The sequence below is a fragment of the Haemophilus sp. THUN1691 genome (assembly GCF_059704425.1).
Genome location: NZ_AP046578.1, coordinates 1 through 20,531, shown reverse-complemented (window position 1 = coordinate 20,531; position 20,531 = coordinate 1). Strand labels below are relative to the sequence as shown.

General features: G+C 39.3%; 20 protein-coding genes. 10 read left to right on the top strand and 10 right to left on the bottom strand.

From position 1 onward, the window contains the following. The 5 genes from nqrE (at position 1) to mnmA (ending at position 4,561) form a co-directional block, all read left to right on the top strand. Entirely contained in the window at positions 1-597 is a 597-nt protein-coding gene (gene nqrE / locus AC6H0J_RS00100) for an NADH:ubiquinone reductase (Na(+)-transporting) subunit E (protein WP_005629181.1), read from the top strand. A gap of 12 nt (positions 598-609) precedes the next feature. Continuing rightward, positions 610-1,845, top strand: a complete 1,236-nt coding sequence (gene nqrF / locus AC6H0J_RS00095) for an NADH:ubiquinone reductase (Na(+)-transporting) subunit F (RefSeq protein WP_005629183.1) — start codon at positions 610-612, stop codon at positions 1,843-1,845. A gap of 144 nt (positions 1,846-1,989) precedes the next feature. Continuing rightward, positions 1,990-3,030 carry an FAD:protein FMN transferase gene (locus AC6H0J_RS00090; RefSeq protein WP_005629185.1) on the top strand — a complete coding sequence of 347 codons (1,041 nt, stop codon included), beginning with the start codon at positions 1,990-1,992 and terminating at the stop codon, positions 3,028-3,030. Positions 3,031-3,032: 2 nt separating this feature from the next. Next, on the top strand, positions 3,033-3,293 hold the full coding sequence (gene nqrM / locus AC6H0J_RS00085; protein ID WP_005629187.1) for a (Na+)-NQR maturation NqrM: 261 nt from the start codon (positions 3,033-3,035) through the stop codon (positions 3,291-3,293). Positions 3,294-3,409: 116 nt separating this feature from the next. Then, positions 3,410-4,561, top strand: coding sequence for a tRNA 2-thiouridine(34) synthase MnmA (gene mnmA, locus AC6H0J_RS00080; RefSeq protein WP_497512666.1), 1,152 nt, complete (start codon positions 3,410-3,412; stop codon positions 4,559-4,561). A gap of 42 nt (positions 4,562-4,603) precedes the next feature. On the opposite strand, the gene pgeF is transcribed toward mnmA, so the two are convergent. Together pgeF and rluD are read right to left on the bottom strand one after the other, a co-directional pair. Further along, positions 4,604-5,338 (bottom strand): peptidoglycan editing factor PgeF, encoded by a 735-nt coding sequence (gene pgeF / locus AC6H0J_RS00075; RefSeq protein WP_497512665.1) that lies wholly within the window; start codon positions 5,336-5,338, stop codon positions 4,604-4,606. A 1-nt stretch (position 5,339) separates the two neighbouring features. Further along, on the bottom strand, positions 5,340-6,314 hold the full coding sequence (gene rluD / locus AC6H0J_RS00070) for a 23S rRNA pseudouridine(1911/1915/1917) synthase RluD (protein ID WP_497512664.1): 975 nt from the start codon (positions 6,312-6,314) through the stop codon (positions 5,340-5,342). A 107-nt stretch (positions 6,315-6,421) separates the two neighbouring features. Here rluD and AC6H0J_RS00065 point away from each other — a divergent pair, with 107 nt between their 5' ends. Further along, positions 6,422-7,210, top strand: a complete 789-nt coding sequence (locus AC6H0J_RS00065) for an outer membrane protein assembly factor BamD (RefSeq protein WP_497512663.1) — start codon at positions 6,422-6,424, stop codon at positions 7,208-7,210. A 51-nt stretch (positions 7,211-7,261) separates the two neighbouring features. On the opposite strand, the gene smpB is transcribed toward AC6H0J_RS00065, so the two are convergent. From smpB to dprA, 5 genes are all read right to left on the bottom strand, one after another. Continuing rightward, positions 7,262-7,744, bottom strand: coding sequence for an SsrA-binding protein SmpB (gene smpB, locus AC6H0J_RS00060; protein ID WP_005633362.1), 483 nt, complete (start codon positions 7,742-7,744; stop codon positions 7,262-7,264). A 244-nt stretch (positions 7,745-7,988) separates the two neighbouring features. Continuing rightward, the gene (pfkA, locus tag AC6H0J_RS00055; protein ID WP_497512662.1) at positions 7,989-8,954 is read right to left on the bottom strand and encodes a 6-phosphofructokinase; all 966 of its coding nucleotides are present in this window, start codon (positions 8,952-8,954) and stop codon (positions 7,989-7,991) included. Positions 8,955-9,061: 107 nt separating this feature from the next. Continuing rightward, positions 9,062-9,643 (bottom strand): HI_0983 family protein, encoded by a 582-nt coding sequence (locus AC6H0J_RS00050; RefSeq protein ID WP_005627426.1) that lies wholly within the window; start codon positions 9,641-9,643, stop codon positions 9,062-9,064. Beyond that, the gene (yaaA, locus tag AC6H0J_RS00045; protein ID WP_005627424.1) at positions 9,636-10,412 is read right to left on the bottom strand and encodes a peroxide stress protein YaaA; all 777 of its coding nucleotides are present in this window, start codon (positions 10,410-10,412) and stop codon (positions 9,636-9,638) included. Before yaaA ends, AC6H0J_RS00050 begins: the two co-directional genes overlap by 8 nt. A gap of 52 nt (positions 10,413-10,464) precedes the next feature. Continuing rightward, positions 10,465-11,586, bottom strand: a complete 1,122-nt coding sequence (gene dprA, locus AC6H0J_RS00040) for a DNA-processing protein DprA (protein WP_032825579.1) — start codon at positions 11,584-11,586, stop codon at positions 10,465-10,467. 543 nt (positions 11,587-12,129) lie between these two features. On the opposite strand from dprA, the gene leuA reads away from it, so the two are divergent. From leuA to leuD, 4 genes are all read left to right on the top strand, one after another. Continuing rightward, positions 12,130-13,677 (top strand): 2-isopropylmalate synthase, encoded by a 1,548-nt coding sequence (gene leuA, locus AC6H0J_RS00035; RefSeq protein WP_497512661.1) that lies wholly within the window; start codon positions 12,130-12,132, stop codon positions 13,675-13,677. A 78-nt stretch (positions 13,678-13,755) separates the two neighbouring features. Beyond that, positions 13,756-14,832, top strand: a complete 1,077-nt coding sequence (gene leuB, locus AC6H0J_RS00030; RefSeq protein WP_118817096.1) for a 3-isopropylmalate dehydrogenase — start codon at positions 13,756-13,758, stop codon at positions 14,830-14,832. 77 nt (positions 14,833-14,909) lie between these two features. Continuing rightward, positions 14,910-16,319, top strand: a complete 1,410-nt coding sequence (gene leuC, locus AC6H0J_RS00025) for a 3-isopropylmalate dehydratase large subunit (RefSeq protein WP_005627415.1) — start codon at positions 14,910-14,912, stop codon at positions 16,317-16,319. Positions 16,320-16,329: 10 nt separating this feature from the next. Next, a complete protein-coding gene (gene leuD, locus AC6H0J_RS00020) occupies positions 16,330-16,932 on the top strand; it encodes a 3-isopropylmalate dehydratase small subunit (protein ID WP_118817095.1) in 603 nt (200 codons plus the stop codon). Positions 16,933-16,972: 40 nt separating this feature from the next. Here leuD and recF read toward each other — a convergent pair whose 3' ends face one another. From recF to dnaA, 3 genes are all read right to left on the bottom strand, one after another. Next, the gene (recF, locus tag AC6H0J_RS00015; RefSeq protein WP_118817094.1) at positions 16,973-18,052 is read right to left on the bottom strand and encodes a DNA replication/repair protein RecF; all 1,080 of its coding nucleotides are present in this window, start codon (positions 18,050-18,052) and stop codon (positions 16,973-16,975) included. A gap of 1 nt (position 18,053) precedes the next feature. Next, positions 18,054-19,154, bottom strand: coding sequence for a DNA polymerase III subunit beta (dnaN, locus tag AC6H0J_RS00010; RefSeq protein WP_005627409.1), 1,101 nt, complete (start codon positions 19,152-19,154; stop codon positions 18,054-18,056). A 12-nt stretch (positions 19,155-19,166) separates the two neighbouring features. Beyond that, positions 19,167-20,531, bottom strand: a 1,365-nt coding sequence (gene dnaA / locus AC6H0J_RS00005; RefSeq protein ID WP_497512660.1) for a chromosomal replication initiator protein DnaA, incomplete at its 5' end; no start/stop codon positions are given.

Genomic DNA, 20,531 nt, shown 5'->3' with positions numbered 1-20,531 from the left:
ATGGAACATTATATTAGCCTATTCGTTAAGGCAGTCTTCATTGAAAATATGGCACTTTCTTTCTTCTTGGGAATGTGTACTTTCTTAGCGGTATCTAAAAAGATATCAACTGCGTTTGGTCTTGGTATTGCGGTAACTTTCGTTCTTGGTATCGCCGTGCCGGTAAACCAATTAATTTATGCAAATGTGTTAAAAGAAAATGCTTTAATTGAAGGTGTGGACTTATCATTCTTGAACTTCATTACCTTCATTGGGGTTATTGCTGGTTTAGTGCAAATTCTTGAAATGGTATTAGATAAATTTATGCCATCTCTTTATAACGCATTAGGGATTTTCTTACCGTTAATCGCAGTAAACTGTGCGATCTTTGGTGGGGTGTCTTTCATGGTTCAACGTGATTACAATTTCCCTGAATCTATCGTGTACGGTTTTGGCTCAGGTTTAGGTTGGATGTTGGCGATTGTTGCGCTTGCTGGCTTAACTGAGAAAATGAAATACGCGGATATTCCTGCAGGATTAAAAGGTTTAGGTATTACCTTTATCTCTGTTGGTTTAATGGCGTTAGGCTTTATGTCTTTCTCTGGTATTCAATTATAAGGAGTGTAATCAATGAGCGATTCAGTAATTCTTGCACTCGGTATTGCCGCATTCACGGTTATTGTATTAGTGTTAGTGGCAATCATCTTATTTGCGAAATCAAAATTAGTCGATTCTGGTGATATTACTATCGGCATCAATGACGATCCTGAAAAAGCGATCACATTACCTGCAGGTGGTAAATTATTAGGTGCTTTAGCAAGTAAAGGTATTTTCGTGTCTTCTGCTTGCGGTGGCGGTGGCTCTTGTGGTCAATGTATTGTTAAAGTGAAAAATGGTGGTGGAGAAATTCTTCCAACCGAACTTTCTCACATTAACAAACGTGAAGCAAAAGAAGGTTATCGTCTAGCTTGTCAAGTTAACGTGAAAGGTAATATGGAAGTTGAACTTCCTGAAGAAATCTTTGGCGTGAAAAAATGGGAATGTACTGTTATTTCTAACGATAACAAAGCAACCTTTATCAAAGAGCTTAAATTGGCTATTCCTGAAGGCGAGGAAGTACCTTTCCGCGCGGGTGGTTATATCCAAATCGAAGCTGATCCACATGTGGTGAACTATAAAGATTTTGATATTCCTGAAGAATACCACGAAGACTGGGATAAATATGATTTATGGCGTTATGTCTCTAAAGTGGACGAGCATATCATTCGTGCTTACTCAATGGCCTCATACCCTGAAGAGAAAGGCATTATTATGCTTAATGTTCGTATTGCAACGCCTCCGCCTCGTCAACCTGATGCACCTCCAGGTCAAATGTCTTCATACATTTGGTCATTAAAAGCAGGTGACAAAGTTACTATTTCTGGTCCATTTGGTGAATTCTTTGCGAAAGAAACTGATGCAGAAATGGTATTTATCGGCGGTGGTGCAGGTATGGCTCCAATGCGTTCTCATATTTTTGACCAATTAAAACGTCTCCACTCTAAACGTAAAATGTCATTCTGGTATGGTGCACGTTCTAAACGTGAAATCTTCTATCAAGAAGACTTTGACCAATTGCAAGCTGAAAATCCAAACTTTGTATGGCATGTTGCATTATCGGACGCATTGCCTGAAGATAATTGGACTGGCTATACAGGCTTTATTCACAATGTACTTTATGAAAACTACTTGAAAAATCATGAAGCACCAGAAGATTGTGAATACTATATGTGTGGACCTCCAGTGATGAATGCTGCTGTAATTAAAATGTTGAAAGATCTTGGTGTTGAAGATGAAAACATTTTATTAGATGACTTTGGTGGCTGATTTTAGTTAATCAATTCATCATAAAAACTGACCGCACTTTGTGATGAAGTGCGGTCAAAATTTAAGGTGTTTTTAGAAAATTTTCTATGATTACAGGTAAGTTTTGTTGAATTTGCCAGTAATTCACAGATGTAGGAAATCCAGATGAAAAAATTAATAAGTGGTATTATGGCTGTGGCAATGGTATTAAGTCTTGCAGCCTGTCAAAAAGAAACAAAAGTTATCTCATTAAGTGGTAAAACAATGGGAACAACTTATCATGTTAAATACCTTGATGAAGGCTCGATGAAAGCAACATCTGAAAAGACGCATGAAGAAATTGAAGCTATCTTAAAAGATGTGAACGCTAAAATGTCCACTTACAAAAAAGATTCGGAACTGAGCCGTTTCAATCAAAATACTCAAGTGAATACACCGATTGAGATTTCAGCAGATTTTGCCAAAGTATTGGCCGAAGCGATTCGTTTAAATAAAGTGACTGAAGGTGCACTGGATGTAACTGTTGGCCCAGTTGTGAATTTATGGGGATTTGGCCCAGAAAAACGCCCAGAAAAACAACCTACGCCAGAACAATTAGCTGAACGCCAAGCTTGGGTTGGTATTGATAAAATTGCCCTCGATATGAGTGGTGCAAAACCGACATTAAGCAAAGCACTTCCTCAAGTTTATGTCGATTTGTCCTCGATTGCTAAAGGCTTTGGTGTTGATCAAGTGGCTGAAAAGTTAGAAGAACTAAATGCTCAGAATTATATGGTTGAAATCGGCGGTGAAATTCGTGCGAAAGGAAAAAATATTGAAGGTAAACCTTGGCAGATCGCAATTGAAAAACCAACTACAACAGGTGAAAGAGCGGTTGAAGCTGTCATTGGATTAGACAATATGGGAATGGCAAGCTCTGGCGATTATCGGATTTACTTTGAAGAAAATGGTAAACGCTTTGCTCATGAAATTGATCCGAAAACAGGTTACCCAATTCAGCATCATTTAGCCTCAATTACGGTACTTGCACCAACTTCAATGACTGCAGATGGCCTATCAACAGGGTTATTTGTACTGGGTGAAGACAAGGCGTTAGAAGTGGCAGAGAAAAATAATTTTGCCATTTACTTAATCATTAAAACAGATAGTGGTTTTGTCACAAAATCATCCTCTGCGTTCAAAAAATTAACAGAAACAAAAGAATAGTTATGCAAACTTTATTTTTTACTTTAATCGCTTTCGTCGCAATTATATTGTTGATGTCTATTGGATTTATTATCAAAAAACAAAGTTTAAAAGGCAGCTGTGGTGGTTTATCTACCCTTGGTATTGCCAAAGCTTGCGATTGTGATAAACCTTGCGATACGCTTCAATCAAAATTAGATGCGGGCGATGAACAAGCGAAAGCTGAATATGAGCAAAAATTTGCAAAAAAAGATGATGACTCGCAATTTTATGAAGTGAAATAACTTGCTCAAAAATGACCGCACTTTATGTGCAAAATAAAATTAACGGCAAAATTATTTTGCCGTTTTCTCATTCAATAACCAATGTGCTTCGCCTTAACCGAAGTTACGGGAGAACTATGTTAATTTCAAATACTTATAATCAACACTTTCCTCAATTGACGCAAGAGCAGCTTGCGAGAAATGCGACAAAAAAAGTCATTTGTGGTATGTCTGGTGGTGTAGATTCTTCTGTGTCAGCGTTTATTCTTCAACAGCAAGGCTATCAGGTTGAAGGCCTGTTTATGAAAAACTGGGAAGAAGATGATGATACGGATTACTGCACTGCAGCAGCTGATCTTGCAGATGCTCAGGCTGTATGTGATAAATTGGGTATCAAATTACATAAAATTAATTTTGCTGCAGAATATTGGGATAATGTCTTTGAGCATTTTCTAACTGAATATAAAGCAGGGCGTACGCCGAACCCAGATATTTTGTGTAATAAAGAAATTAAATTTAAAGCATTTTTAGAATATGCTGCTGAAGATCTTGGTGCTCATTACATTGCAACAGGGCATTATGTACGTAGAGCTGGTGATGATGAAAATGCAAAATTATTACGTGGTCTAGATGCCAATAAAGATCAAAGTTATTTTCTTTATACCTTAAGCCACAAACAAGTGGGGCAAAGTTTATTCCCCGTTGGTGAAATCGAGAAGCCGATTGTTCGCGCTATTGCTGAAGATCTTGGCTTAATTACGGCGAAGAAAAAAGACTCTACCGGTATTTGTTTTATTGGTGAGCGTAAATTTAAGGATTTCTTAGCGCGTTACTTACCGGCTCAGCCTGGTGATATTCGTACTGTTGATGGTGAAATTATTGGTCGCCATGATGGTTTGATGTATCACACGTTGGGACAGCGTAAAGGATTAGGCATTGGTGGTTTAAAAAATGCGGGTGATGAGGCTTGGTATGTGGTAGATAAGGATGTGGAAAATAATGAACTTATTGTCGCTCAGGGGCATGAGCATCCTCGTTTATTTTCAAAAGGTTTGATTGCTAGCCAATTACATTGGGTTGATCGCGAACCAATTCGAGAGTTATTACGTTGCACGGTGAAAACACGTTATCGCCAACAAGATATTCCTTGTGTGATTGAACCTATTGATGATGAAACTATTCGAGTGATTTTCGATGAACCTCAATCAGCCGTCACACCAGGACAATCTGCCGTATTTTACGTTGGTGAAGTTTGTTTGGGCGGCGGTATTATTGAAGAAAGAATATAAAATAAAGATACTAAAAGCGCATGTTATGCGCTTTTAGACTATTTATTCAAACCAAATGACACTTGCCATTCGACCCGTTTGGTTGTCGCGGCGATAAGAAAAAAACAATTCTTTTTCATTGAATGTACAGTGATTTCCACCATAAATTTTCGTAATGCCTAGATTGTTTAATCGTTGAGTCGCGATTTGATAAAGATTACCTAGGTATTTATCTTCTTCTATTGCATCAGGTTGAAAGGCGAGTTTGGCTTTTTCATCTACCGCAACAAACTGTTTTACAACATCAATTCCAACTTGAAATGCAGTTGGGCCAATAGCAGGGCCAAACCACGCGATAATATCTTCAGGTTTGGCCTGAAAGCATTTTACCGTTTCTTCCAATACGCCATCACATAAACCACGCCAGCCAGCATGTGCTGCAGCTACTTCATTGCCTGATGTTGTGGTGAATAGAACCGGCAAACAGTCTGCAGTCATAACAACACAAACTTGATTACGAACATTTGTATAAACTGCATCAGCTTCAAGATTTTGTCCTGAATAAGGTAATTGAATTACTCGAGTACTGTGTGTTTGCGTTAAAAATATAGGTGTTTGTGGCAAACCAAATTTTTCTACTAATAAAGTGCGGTTAGTTTTTACCGCACTTTTGTTATCACCGACATGATTGCCTAAGTTAAAACTAAAATAAGGCGTCAAGCTCACGCCCCCTTCACGAGTAGTGGTAAAGGCATGAATATTCTTTGGAACGTTCCAATTTGGGTTAATCGCTTGCATATTAATAATCTAACTCATCTTGATGTTCGAGATAGTCGGCTTTGAGTGCATTAAGCAATTCAACAAAGTCATCTGGTAATGGTGCATACCATTCCATCATTTCACCTGTAATAGGATGAGCTAAGCGTAACATGACAGCATGTAAAGCTTGGCGTTTGAAATTACGCAATACTTCCATAAAGTCTTCACTCGCATTTTTTGGTGGACGAGGACGTCCGCCATAGGTTTGATCGCCTAGCAATGGATGGGCAATATGTGCCATATGAACACGGATTTGATGCGTACGACCCGTTTCCAAACGTAAACGTAAACGGGTGTAGTTACGGTAATTCTCCATAATACGATAATGGGTCACAGCTGGTTTTCCCATTGGATGAACCGCCATTAAAGTACGTTTGGTTGCATGACGAGCCATAGGTTGATCTACTGTGCCACCTTTGGTCATAATGCCCGAAGCGATAGCTTCATATTCACGCGTAATTTTGCGTTTTTGTAAGTCGCGTACTAACTTGGTTTGTGCCGGAATAGTTTTCGCAACAACCATTAGACCTGTCGTATCTTTATCTAATCGATGCACAATTCCTGCTCTCGGTACTTCTGCAATCGGCGGATAATGATAGAGTAGCGCATTGAGCACAGTTCCATTTGGATTACCAGCACCAGGGTGTACCACAAAATCTTTGGGTTTATTAATCACAATAATGTCGTCATCTTCATACACGATATTTAATGGAATATTTTCTGGTTCAAAACGTGTCTCATCTTCCACTTCTACGGTGATTTCTATTTTTTCTCCTCCGAGCACTTTCTCACGCGGAATATTGGCAATGCGATCATTAAGTTTTACGAGATCGGCTTCAATCCACGTTTTTAATCGGGAGCGAGAATATTCAGGGAACAACTCTGCAAGTGTTTGGTCTAAACGCTGTCCCATTTGTTCTGGCTGCACTTCAGCCGAAAGGGTAATTTGTGGCATAAATAGCTCTCAAAAATTTTAAAAGTTGGCTTATTGATTAATGTTCTATACAATAGCGGACAATTGTATCTTATTTATTGGTTTTCGTAAAAATTAAGGAAAAAACAATGCGTAAAATAAAATCTTTGGCATTGCTTGCCGTGGCAGCATTGGTTGTTGGATGTTCAAGTGGTTCAAAAGATGTGGAGCAAGCATCAGTAAATGAGTTGTACACTAAAGGTGTTACATCATTACAAGAAGGCGGTTATTCTGAAGCTATTCGTTATTTAAAAGCGGCGACTGAACGTTTCCCTGGTAGTATTTATCAAGAACAGGCGATGCTAGATTTAATTTATGCAAACTATAAAGCACAAGATTATACGCAAGTATTATTGACGGTAGATAGCTTTTTACATCAATTCCCACAAAGTCCGAACCAAGACTATGCAGTCTATATGGCTGGGTTAACCAATGCCGCAACAGGTGATAATTTCATTCAAGATTTCTTTGGAATTGATCGTGCGACACGTGAAACCACTTCTATGCGTACCGCTTTTTCTAATTTCCAAAATTTAGTTCGTGTATTCCCTAATAGCCCTTATGCTCAAGATGCTTTAGCGCGTATGGCTTATATTAAAGATGCGCTTGCTCGTCATGAGTTAGATATTGCAAAATTCTATGCAAAACGTGATGCTTGGGTTGCAGTGTCAAACCGTGTAGTTGGAATGTTGAAACAATATCCTGATGCTAAAGCAACTTATGAAGGTTTATCTTTGATGAAAGAAGCGTATGAAAAAATGGGTTTAACAGCATTAGCCCATGATACCCAAAAAATTATTGATGCGAATAAAGATAAAACTTTTGCACCAATTGAAAAGCCAGATGAGCCAGAATTAAAAGTTCCGACTGCTAAATAGTCATAAGATATGAATAAAAAGCCCGAATAACTTCGGGCTTTTTGCTATATATTATCCTCGATGTGCATTTTTCATAATGCGATCTTTTGTTACTTTCCATTCACGCTCTTTAATATCATCGCGTTTATCATGTTGTTTTTTACCTTTGGCTAAACCAATTTTGACTTTTGCCCATGCACTTTTCCAGTAAAGAGAAAGCGCTACGATGGTAAAACCGTCTCTGTTTGCTTTGCCAAATAGGGATGCTAATTCACGTTTATTTAATAATAATTTACGAGTGCGAGTTGGATCACAAACAATATGCGTTGATGCAACATTTAATGGCTGAATGCTTGCACCGAATAAAAAGGCTTCGCCATTTTTAAAAATGACATAACTATCACTAATGTTTGCCTTGCCTGCTCGCATTGATTTGACTTCCCAGCCTTGTAGTTCAAGACCTGCTTCAATTTCATCTTCTATAAAATAATCATGTCTCGCACGTTTATTCAGTGCGATAGTATTTGATCCTGGTTTTACTTTTTTCTTTGTCATAATTTTTATACCTTATTTTGCTTGGCGCATTCTATCGGATATCTATTTTTATAGCAAAAAGATCATCTAGGGAGAACTGGCAGTCGCGTTTATTTTCAAACTTTAAAAGTGAAATGATTTATAGAAAATTCAAGAAAAAATCACCGCACTTTTGTAAGAAAAAACAGACACATTGCTGTGTCTGTTTAAGTGAGATAAAAAAGATGAATTAAGTTTTGGTGATTTATATAAAGTGAATAAACGATTATTCCAAACGTTTTGCCACTTTAAGCCAATCACCTTTAAATTCACGATGCATATTATTAATTGCATCAATAATATCATGGTGAACAAGTTGTTCATTTTGGATGCCTACGCAGTAGCCACCTTTACCTTGTAGCAATAAATCTACCGCGTATGCGCCCATACGTGAAGCAAGAATACGGTCAAAAGCACAAGGAGAACCGCCACGTTGAATATGCCCTAAAACAGTTGCACGAGTTTCGTGCCCAACGCGAGCTTCAATTTCTTTTGCGAGAGAATGAACATCGGTTAAAAGTTCTGTGATTGCAATAATTGCATGACGTTTACCACGAATAATGCTACGTTCAATTTGTTGAATTAATTCTTCACGATTGAATTCAATTTCTGATGCGACGATATATTCACAACCGCCAGCGATACCTGCAGAAATCGTTAAGTCACTACAATGGCGGCCCATAATTTCAACGATAGAAATACGTTGGTGTGAGCTTGATGTATCGCGTAAACGGTCGATAGCATCGACTGCAGTTTGTAATGCGGTTTGATAGCCGATGGTATAGTCTGTGCCTGCAACATCATTATCAATCGTGCCGGGTAAGCCAACACAAGGGAAACCATGTTCTTCAGTTAACAATTTTGCGCCCATGTAAGAACCGTCACCACCGATAACAACAAGTGCATCAATGCCGTGAGAACGTAAAATTTCAGCACATTTCGCACGAACATTTGGATCCTTAAATTCAGGAAAGCGTGCAGAACCTAAGAACGTACCGCCACGATTAATCACGTCTGATACGCTGTAGCGGTTTAGTTGCTTGATTTTATTGTTGTATAAGCCTTGGTAACCATCATAGATACCAAATACATCTAGACCTTCTGCAAGTGCTGAACGTACTACGCCACGAATTGCTGCATTCATACCTGGCGCATCGCCACCACTTGTTAAAACTGCAATTTTTTTGATCATATTTACCTACTTTTAACCGTAATTGGAAACTGGCATAAGATTACATCATTAGAGGTATCTGCTCTAGCAAAATCTGATGAGATTTTGATCCGGCATAATTTTTTACATTATTTTTGACAGAACAGTTGCCACTTCAAATCTTGTAAATGCTTTCTTTCTATATCCACAACGTATTTTTGCAAATGTTGTTGCACTTTATCGACGGATAAATGTTTAGAAAGTGTTGGTTGCTGTACTTTTTGTGAATATTGATACTGAACAAAGCCACATTGCGGTAATTGTCGTCCTTTCATCACATTCACTTGCCAAGATGGATTTTCTTTCGTTGGCGAATAGATGACATATCCATTTAATTCATGTGGATTCGTCGAATTTTCTGGAATAGCATTAAAATGGAAATCTTTTACGCCTGTATTACGATAAATACGTTCTCTCAATGCGATCCGCTCTTTAATTGAACGCGTAGGTTGATTGCGATCAAAGAGAATTTCAATTTCAGATTGCCAATTTTCTAGCGTATCTGGCTTAGCTATATAAACATAGCGTGCAATGGTTTCTAAATCTTGGCTGCCGGTAAGGGCATAATTTTTACCGTTGTGCTCTAACTGTGTAGGAACATTTAATTGAGTCAGTTTAGTTGCACAGCCAGAGAGTATAAGTGCGGTCAATATAACAAAAATTTTATTCATTGATATCTCGCTTAAATACAAATTCGTTTTCAGTGGATGAGGCTGAATCAAACCAATAACCAGCTAAATCAAATTCTTTTAACTGTTCAATGTCAGTTAAACGATTTTGAATAAGATAACGGCACATTAAGCCTCGAGCTTTTTTAGCATAAAAGCTAATTACTTTGTATTTGCCATTTTTATTGTCTAAGAAAACTGGCTTAATAATTTTTGCATTAAGCTGGTTTTCTTTAACAGATTTATAATATTCATCAGAGGCTAAATTTATCAGAACATTATCACCTTGTTCATCTATAGCTTGTTGAACCGCTTGAGTAATCACATTTCCCCAAAAGGCATACAGATCTTTTCCTTTCGGATTGGATAATTTTGTTCCCATTTCTAATCGGTAAGGTTGCATTAAATCAAGTGGTTTTAAAAGCCCATAAAGCCCAGACAGCATACGTAAATGGGATTGTGCAAAGGCAACATCATCTTCCGAAAGGGAATCAGCATCTAAACCAGTATAAACATCGCCTTTAAATGCAAATAATGCAGCGCGGGAATTATTTTCATCGTGAATTTTTGTCCATTCTGCAAAGCGTGCAACATTTAGACCAGCTAATTTATCGCTGATAGACATAAGAGATGAAAGAGCTTGTGGAGAAAGTTTACGACAAACCTCAATAAGTTGTTCGCTGTAATCAGTAAAGTGCGGTTGAGAAACAGGAAAATTTTTTACCGCACTTTCAAAGTCAAGGGTTTTCGCAGGGGAGATAATGGCTAACATAATCGTCCTTTTATGAAAAAAGAATGGGCGTATATTAGCATAAAAATTTACACTAAACGCGTTTATATAGCCCATTTTCACTCATGATGAGATCTTGCAATTCAAGATCGAGCAACTGAACAAGTAAAACATCGACACTCAAGTTAAATTCTTCAGCTAAATCATCAATACTCACAGGCGTGTAACCGATACGCGAGTAAAGTTTAGGGTGACTTGGTGCTTCCACCAATCGGCGAGGATCGGGTGGTGGCGTGTAATTAGGCACAGAGATCTGGTCAAAATCGATTTCAGTTTGGCTATGGATAGAATGTTGGTAGAGAGTTTCCAAAATATCCTTTGCATTTTCCACCAACATTGCGCCTTGTTTAATGAGACGATTACAACCTTGGCTAAATTCACTTTGAATATTGCCTGGCACAGCAAAAACCTCTCGGTTTTGTTCCAATGCATATCGAGCGGTAATCAGAGAGCCACTTTTTTCTGTGGCTTCAACCACTAATGTCCCGACTGAAAGCCCGCTAATAATCCTATTACGACGAGGGAAATTTGTTGCAATTGGTGCTTGGTTTGGTAAAAACTCAGAAACTAATGTACCGTTGTTTTGCAAAATGAGTTCTGAAAGTTTTCGGTGCTTTACGGGATAAATTTGTTCTAATCCGCTTCCTAAAACTGCAATGGTTTGTCCTTGAATATCAACAACTGCTTGATGACAATGCCCATCTATTCCCAATGCTAGTCCACTGGTAATCGTAAAGCCTGCCAATGATAGTTCCGTAGCAAAATATTTAGCCCAATATTCACCATAAGCCGTGCAGTAGCGACTTCCCACCATGGCAATTTGACGTTGTGAAAGTGCGGTCAAATTTCCTTTTACAAATAGCAGAGGGGGAAAGCTCGCTATCTGTTTCAATAGAAAGGGGTAAAAAGGGGAAAAATAATTTACCAAATGATTTCTCTCTTTTTGTGACCACTCTAGCGCTGGCTCAATAAATTTTGTTTCAGGCTTGAACCAACGACGAATTTGAATGGCTCCCCATCCCATTTGTCGAAAAGCAACATCATCATAATTGAGCAACTCATCTAGCGTAATATTGGATAAAATTTTATCAATGCCCACTCCGCTAAGTTTAGGGACTTGCATTAGGCGGAGTAGCGTGTAAGTAATATCGTGCATGCTTTTTCCTTTTTGATTTGAAAATTTAGTATGGAAAAAACGATTGAAAGAAACGATTAACTTGAAAGCATTTTGCGATATAGATCGCAAAAATTCTTTTTGATGAGTAAAAAATTGCAAAATTTTTCTTATTTTGAAAATGTAAAAAATTTAATAATAAAAATTTGCTGATTGCAATCAATTTGGTTGAATATTCTTTTTATTTTAAATTTATTAGTTAAATGTATATTTTATCTTGTGTTTGAATGATTGCTTTTAATATAAAACGCTAAAAAATAGTTTGACAACCAGTTTTTTATTCGTAATATGAAAAGCGTTTTACACAGAAGGATTTTTATTTATGTCTCGTATTGTTTCTTTATCTCTCAACCTGCTGCTCTCACACTTTGTGTGCGGCTAAGTTGTGGATGAAAAACAGTCAGATGTAAATACCCAATTTTAAACCCGCACTTTATAAGTTGCGGGTTTTTTGTCTAAAAAATACAGGAAAATGCACCGCACTTTTGGAGTGATTTCAGAAGGACTTTTAGTAAGGACATTGTTATGACAGATCGCGTTATTATTTTTGATACTACCTTGCGTGATGGGGAACAGGCATTAAAAGCAAGTTTGACGGTAAAAGAAAAATTACAGATCGCTTTAGCACTTGAACGCTTAGGCGTGGATGTAATGGAAGTGGGGTTCCCTGTTTCTTCTCAAGGGGATTTTGAGTCTGTTCAAACCATTGCGCGTCATATCAAAAACTCTCGTGTTGCGGCGTTATCTCGAGCCGTAGGTAAAGACATTGATGCCGCATACGAAGCATTGAAAGTTGCTAAAGCATTCCGTATTCATACTTTTATTGCAAGCTCTGCATTGCATGTTGAAGCGAAGTTAAAACGTTCTTTTGATGATGTGGTAGGAATGGCCGTTGCAGCAGTGAAACGCGCACGTAATTATACGGATGATGTTGAGTTCTCTTGCGAAGATGCAGGCCGTACAGGCATCGATAATATCTGTCGTATTGTTGAAGCCGCAATTAATGCGGGTGCGACCACAGTAAACATTCCAGATACCGTTGGTTTCTGCTTACCAAATGAATACGGCAACATTATTGCTCAAATGCGCAATCGCGTGCCGAATATCGACAAAGCCGTGATTTCTGTGCATTGCCACAATGACTTAGGTATGGCAACCGCTAATTCTTTAACGGCAGTGCAAAATGGTGCTCGCCAAATTGAATGTACCATTAATGGAATTGGTGAACGTGCGGGCAATACTTCCCTTGAAGAAGTGGTGATGGCCATGAAAGTGCGTCAGGATTTTATGGGCGTGGATACTCGTATCAATACTCAAGAAATTCATCGCGTGAGTCAAATGGTCAGCCAACTTTGCAATATGCCGATTCAACCGAATAAAGCCATTGTGGGTTCAAATGCTTTTGCGCACTCTTCTGGCATTCATCAAGATGGTATGTTGAAAAACAAAAATACCTACGAAATTATGTCTCCAGAAACGATCGGTTTGAAAAAAGAAAAATTGAATTTAACCGCGCGTTCCGGCCGTGCAGCAGTGAAGGGCCACATGACCGACATGGGCTACACTGAGCAAGATTATGATTTGGATAAATTGTATGATGCGTTCTTAAAATTGGCGGATAAAAAAGGTCAGGTATTCGATTATGACTTAGAAGCATTGGCGTTCATCGATATGCAACAAGGGGATGAAGATCGTTTGGTATTAGATAAGCTTTCAGCGCATTCAACAAAAGAATATCCAGCAACAGCTTTTGTTCAATTGAAATTGGATGGCGAAAAATTAAGTACGTCTTCAATTGGCGGCAATGGCCCAGTGGATGCGGTTTACAACGCCATCTTAAATTTAACTGGCTTAGAAATCAAAATGTCTCACTATAACTTAACCGCTAAAGGCGAGGGGGCAGAAGCATTAGGGCAAGTGGATATTGTCGTTGAAAACGAAGGGCGTAAATTCCATGGTGTTGGTTTAGCAACAGATATCGTTGAATCTTCCGCGTTAGCGTTAGTGCATGCAATTAATGCCATTTATCGTGCACATAAAGTGGCAGATATTAAAAGCCACAAACATCATTAATTGATTGAGTCCCCCTCTTGACAAAAGAGGGGGAGAAAATTAACCGCACTTTAGTGTGAAAGAAATAGGAAAAATAATATGCAATCATACAACATCGCTGTTCTACCAGGAGACGGTATTGGCCCGGAAGTCATGGCGGAAGCCATTAAAGTATTAAATAAAGTCCAAGAAAAATTTGGTTTGAAACTCAACTTCAACGAGTTTTATGTGGGCGGTGCTGCAATTGATCATTGTGGTTGCCCATTACCGGCAGAAACCTTAAAAGGTTGTGATGATGCTGACGCGATTTTATTTGGTTCAGTGGGTGGCCCTAAATGGACAAATTTACCTCCGGATCAACAACCAGAACGCGGTGCATTATTACCATTGCGTAAACATTTCAAATTATTCTGCAATCTTCGTCCTGCAACCCTTTATAAAGGACTCGAAAAATTCTGCCCATTACGTGCAGATATTGCAGCAAAAGGCTTTGATATGGTGGTTGTGCGTGAATTAACGGGCGGGATTTATTTCGGTCAGCCTAAAGGCCGTGAAGGTGAAGGCGCACAAACCAAAGCATTCGACACTGAAGTTTATTACAAATATGAAATCGAACGCATTGCACATGCGGCTTTTGATGCAGCAATGAAACGTCGTAAACACGTGACTTCTGTGGATAAAGCTAACGTACTACAAGCCTCAATCTTATGGCGTGAAACCGTGACTGAAGTGGCGAAAGATTACCCTGAAGTCACCTTAGATCACATTTATATCGACAACGCGACCATGCAATTAATCAAAGCGCCAGAGTCTTTCGATGTGCTCCTCTGCTCTAACATTTTCGGCGATATTATTTCTGATGAAGCGGCGATGATCACAGGTTCTATGGGGATGTTGCCATCTGCTAGCTTAAACGAAGAAGGTTTCGGCTTATATGAACCGGCTGGCGGTTCTGCGCCGGATATCGCTGGCAAAGGCATTGCCAACCCAATCGCACAAATTCTTTCTGCCGCGATGATGTTGCGTTACAGCTTCAACTTAAATGATGCCGCAGATGCGATTGAAAATGCGGTACAAAAAGTCTTAGCAAATGGTCACCGTACGGGTGATTTAGCTGATGATTCTGCCCCTGTTTCAACTGCGGAAATGGGTACGTTAATCGCTAACGCAATCTAATAAAAACAATTAAAGTGCGGTTCAAAAATACTCCGAAATTTGACCGCACTTACTACTCTAACGAATTGAGAAAAATTATGGCAAAAACTCTTTACGAAAAATTATTCGATGCCCACGTGGTGTACGAAGCTGAAGGCGAAACGCCGATTTTGTATATTAACCGTCATTTAATCCATGAAGTGACCAGCCCACAAGCCTTTGATGGTTTACGTGTTGCAGGCCGTCAAGTGCGTCAAGTGAGCAAAACCTTCGGTACTATGGATCATAGCATTTCTACTCAAGTGCGTGATGTGAACAAACTTGAAGGACAAGCGAAAATCCAAGTGTTAGAACTTGATAAAAATACCAAAGCGACGGGTATCAAATTATTTGATATAACAACGAAAGAGCAGGGAATCGTACATGTGATGGGGCCTGAGCAAGGCTTAACTTTACCTGGTATGACAATCGTCTGTGGTGACTCCCACACAGCCACTCACGGTGCATTCGGTGCTTTAGCATTTGGTATTGGTACTTCTGAAGTGGAACACGTATTAGCCACGCAAACCTTAAAGCAAGCCCGTGCAAAAAGCATGAAAATTGAAGTGCGTGGCAAAGTAGCGCCAGGCATTACCGCAAAAGATATTATTCTTGCCATTATCGGTAAAACCACCATGGCAGGTGGCACAGGTCATGTGGTGGAATTCTGCGGTGAAGTGATTCGTGATCTTTCTATGGAAGGCCGTATGACTGTTTGTAATATGGCGATTGAAATGGGCGCGAAAGCGGGATTAATCGCACCCGATGAAACCACTTTCAAATACTTAAAAGATCGTCCACACGCGCCTAAAGGCAAAGATTGGGATGATGCCGTTGCTTATTGGAAAACCTTAAAATCCGATGATGATGCAAAATTTGATACGGTCATCACATTAGAAGCCAAAGACATCGCACCACAAGTCACTTGGGGGACAAACCCAGGGCAGGTGATTTCTGTGAATGAAACCATACCAAATCCGCAAGAAATGACAGATCCTGTACAACGAGCTTCGGCGGAAAAAGCCTTACACTATATTGGCTTGGAGGCTGGCACTAATTTAAAAGAAGTTAAAGTTGATCAAGTATTTATCGGATCTTGTACCAACTCACGTATTGAAGATTTACGTGCAGCAGCGGCGGTGATGAAAGGACGTAAAAAAGCCGATAACGTAAAACGGATTTTAGTGGTGCCAGGTTCCGGTTTAGTAAAAGAACAAGCGGAAAAAGAAGGTTTGGATAAAATCTTTATCGAAGCAGGCGCTGAATGGCGTAACCCTGGTTGCTCAATGTGTTTAGGGATGAACGATGACCGTTTAGGCGAATGGGAACGTTGTGCATCTACTTCAAACCGTAACTTTGAAGGTCGCCAAGGCCGTAATGGTCGCACTCACTTGGTGAGCCCTGCTATGGCAGCGGCTGCGGGAATGTTCGGTAAATTCGTTGATATTCGTGACGTAACATTAAACTAAGGAGCAGAAAATGGCAGGATTTAAACAACTTTCAGGCTTAGTCGTACCATTGGATGCGGCAAACGTGGATACAGACGCGATTATCCCAAAACAATTTTTACAAGCCATTACTCGCGTAGGCTTCGGCAAACATTTATTCCATGAATGGCGTTATTTGGATGTGGAAGGGACCAAGCCAAATCCAGATTTCGTATTGAATTATCCACAATATCAAGGCGCGACCATTTTATTAGCACGTAAAAACCTAGGTTGTGGTTCGTCTCGTGAACATGCGCCTTGGGCATTAGCTGATTATGGTTTCAAAGTGATGATCGCACCAAGCTTTGCAGATATTTTCTACAACAACAGCTTAAATAACCACATGTTACCGATTCGTTTAAGCGAAGAAGAAGTAGAAGAAATCTTCCAATGGGTGTGGGTAAATGAAGGCAAACAAATCCATGTGGATTTAGAAGCCATGACGGTTATTGTAGGGGATAAAGTTTATGCTTTTGAACTTGATGAATTCCGTCGTCATTGTTTGTTAAACGGCTTTGATAATATAGGTTTAACCCTTCAGCATGAAGAAAAAATCTCAGAATACGAGAAAAACATTCCAGCGTTCTTGCGCTAAAAAAGATAAAAGTGCGGTGATTTTCACCGTACTTTTTGATCTAATCTAACGTTTTAATGATTCCATTATCGACTGAAAACATTTTTCTGTTTTCGACTTGCATCTCTTTTAATTGTTGTTGAGTAATGGCTGTAACAAACACTTGTGAACCGCTTTGTTGTAATCGTTCTGCCAACAGTGCTCGTTTATATTGATCTAATTCTGATGCAAAATCATCGATTAAAAAAATACAATGGCGTTGCTTTTCTTTCATTAAATGCTCGCCTTGAGCCAGTCTCAATGCGCACATTAAAAGTTTAAGTTGTCCACGAGAAAGTACATCTTCCACTGGCAATCCTTGCGCTTTGAAACGAAAATCAGCTTTTTGAGGTCCAGAAAATGTGTAATTTAAGGCACGATCTCGTTCAAAATTTTGCTCAAGAACTTCTGCGTAATCTGTATTTTTTTCCCATCCTTGATGAAAGCTGACATTAATTTCTAATTCAGGGAGAAAAAGTTGGCAAGTTTGCTCGATTTCAGGGCGTAGTGCTTCTGCATATTCGGCGCGCCATTGACTCACTTGATGAGCGAGTTTGGCAAGCTCGACATCCCAAACTTTAATAGCGGAGTAGGGCTGATTTTGTGCAAGTGCTGCATTTCTTTGTTTGAGTAATCGATTAAGGTTGCTCCAGGCAGCATAAAAACTTGTTTGATGGTGAAACAGTCCCCAATCCAAAAATGCTCGTCGATAACTTGGCCCACCATTCAGTAAGGTTAAGCCTTCTGGGGTGATTAATTGCATTGGCAAAAGATGAGCAAGATCGGAAATTTTATTGCCATCTTCGCCGTTAATTTTTACTAACGTGTTGCCTTGACGAAGTTTTTGTAATCCCACTGACCATTGATGTTGGCTTTCTTGGATTTGTCCAAATAAGGTGAAGTGAGGTTCGTCGTAAGAAATGATGCGATTTGTTACCGCACTTTTGAATGAGCGTCCGTGACCAAGATAAAAAATAGCTTCTAATAGGCTCGTTTTCCCGCTGCCATTGTTGCCAACCAAAAAGTTAAAGCCGGGATCAAAATCAAGATCCACGGCTGTTAAGTTACGAAATTTTTCGACCAGTAAGCGCGAAATCGCCATATTATAAACGCATTGGCATAATTACATATTCGCTACTGCTGTCTTCGCAGTTTTCGATTAAGCAACTAGAAGAAGCATCAGTTAGGCGCATGCGAACTTGATTGCACTTAAGCGCATTTAGCACATCAAGAATATAGGTGACATTAAAGCCCACTTCTAATTCTTCGCCATTGTAATTGACATCAACGATTTCTTCCGCTTCTTCATGCTCGGTATTAGAGGCTGTAATTTTTAGTTGGTTTTCGCTTAAGTTTAAACGCACGCTACGCACGCGCTCGTTCGATAAAATTGATGCGCGAACAAAGGCTTGTTTAAGAATTTCCCAGCTGCCTTCGACAATTTTCGTCGCGTTACGAGGCAGCACTCGGCGATAGTCAGGGAAACGACCATCGATTAATTTCGATGTAAATACAATGTTTTTGAGATGGATACGTAAATTGTTAGTACCGATTTGTAAACGTGCTGGCTCATCACTTGTTTCTAATAAACGAACCAGTTCTAACACGCCTTTACGCGGTAAAATCACAGAATGATTTTGTAATTCTTGTTCAAGCGAGATGGTACAGACCGCAAGTCTATGGCCATCTGTCGCCACAGTACGCAATAAATTGCCTTCTGTTTCAAATTTCATACCATTTAAGAAATAGCGCGCATCTTGGTTTGCCATGGAAAATTGAGTGGCTTCAATTAAACGGCGCAAGGTATTTTGCGGTAGTTCAAAATCTACTTCAGACTGCCAATCCGTGAGGTTCGGATATTCTTCTGCAGGTTGAGTTGTGAGTGTAAAGCGGCTACGCCCAGATTGTACTAACGCACGGTCTTCTTCAAAAGTAACCGTGATTTCTGAATCATCAGATAAAGTGCGGCAAATATCTAAGAATTTTTTTGCTGGAATCGTGAAGGTGCCATTTTCAGAAGACGATGAAAGCTGAGTTTGACTAGAGAGTTCAACTTCTAAATCTGTGCCTGTGATAGTCAATCTATTGTCTTTAATTTGCAACAACACGTTGTGTAATACAGGAATGTTTGGACGACTACTCAATACGCCGCATACTTGTTGCAACGGTTTTAATAAATTTTCTCTTGAAATACTAAATTGCATTGCGTTCTCCTTTTATGCGGACAAAGTGCGGATTAAATTCGCCCAATCTTCTTGAATGCTATTGTCTTGCTCGCGGAATTTTGGTACTTCGCGACAAGCGTTTAATACAGTCGTGTGATCACGGTCAAAGGCGCGACCGATTTCAGGCAAACTGCGGTTTGTTAATTCTTTTGCTAATGCCATTGCAATTTGGCGAGGACGAGTCACTGAACGTGCACGGCTTTTTGATTTTAAATCTGAAACCTTAATTCGATAATATTCAGCCACCACTTTTTGAATATTTTCAATGGTAACCAAGCGTTCTTGCAGAGCCAAAATATCTTTTAAGGTATCACGTACGAAATCAATATCAATGTCACCGCCTTTGAAGTCTTGCATTGCTTTCACTCGATTTAACGCCCCTTCGAGTTCACGCACATTGGTACGCAAGCGTTGAGCAATGAAGAACGCGACTTCTTCTGGCAAGTTCATATTATGTTCTTCCGCCTTTTTCAATAAAATCGCTACACGCGTTTCAAGATCGGGCGGCTCAATGGCTGTTGTTAAGCCCCAGCCAAAACGTGATTTTAAACGTTCCTCAATTTTTTCAATTTCTTTAGGATAACGATCTGATGTTAAGATAATTTGACGACCAGTTTCAAATAAGTTATTGAATATATGGAAGAATTCTTCTTGAGTTTTTTCTTTTTCAGCGAAAAATTGAATATCATCCACTAAAAGCGCATCGAGAGAACGATAGAATTTTTTAAACTGATCCATTTTATTGTCACGCACGGCTTTTACCATATGTTGCATAAAGTTATTTGCGTGAATATAAAGCACACGCGCATTTGGTTTATTAGCTAAAATGCCGTTGCCAATCGCGTGTAACAAGTGGGTTTTCCCTAAACCTGTACCACCATATAAAAAGAAAGGGTTGGCCGAAGGTTCGCCTGGAGCTTGAGCAAGTTTTTGACCGACTGCGCGTGCGAGTTGGTTCGATTTACCTTCAACAAAGTTATCAAATAAGTGTTTAGTATTTAGATGAGATTCAAATTTTACTGAAGCACTAGATTCAGTTTGAAAATCTACCGCACTTTCTGTTTTAGGATTGCCACTTGGTTCACTGTCCACTACTTTGGGTGCAGGCTTGACCCCTTCTTTTAAAGAAATACGCAGTTCAGGATTTTGTGCAAGTGTTTGACAAATTTGCTGGATTTGTGCGAGATAATGAGTTTCCACCCAACCTTTCACAAACATATTAGAAGCATATAAAACAATGTGATTATCCGCCACCACATCAGCCTGTAAAGGACGAAGCCAAGTGCTAAGATCGCTGGCTGAAACTTGATCTTGAAGTTGTAACAGGCAACTTTGCCAAAGATTTGAGAGATTCAC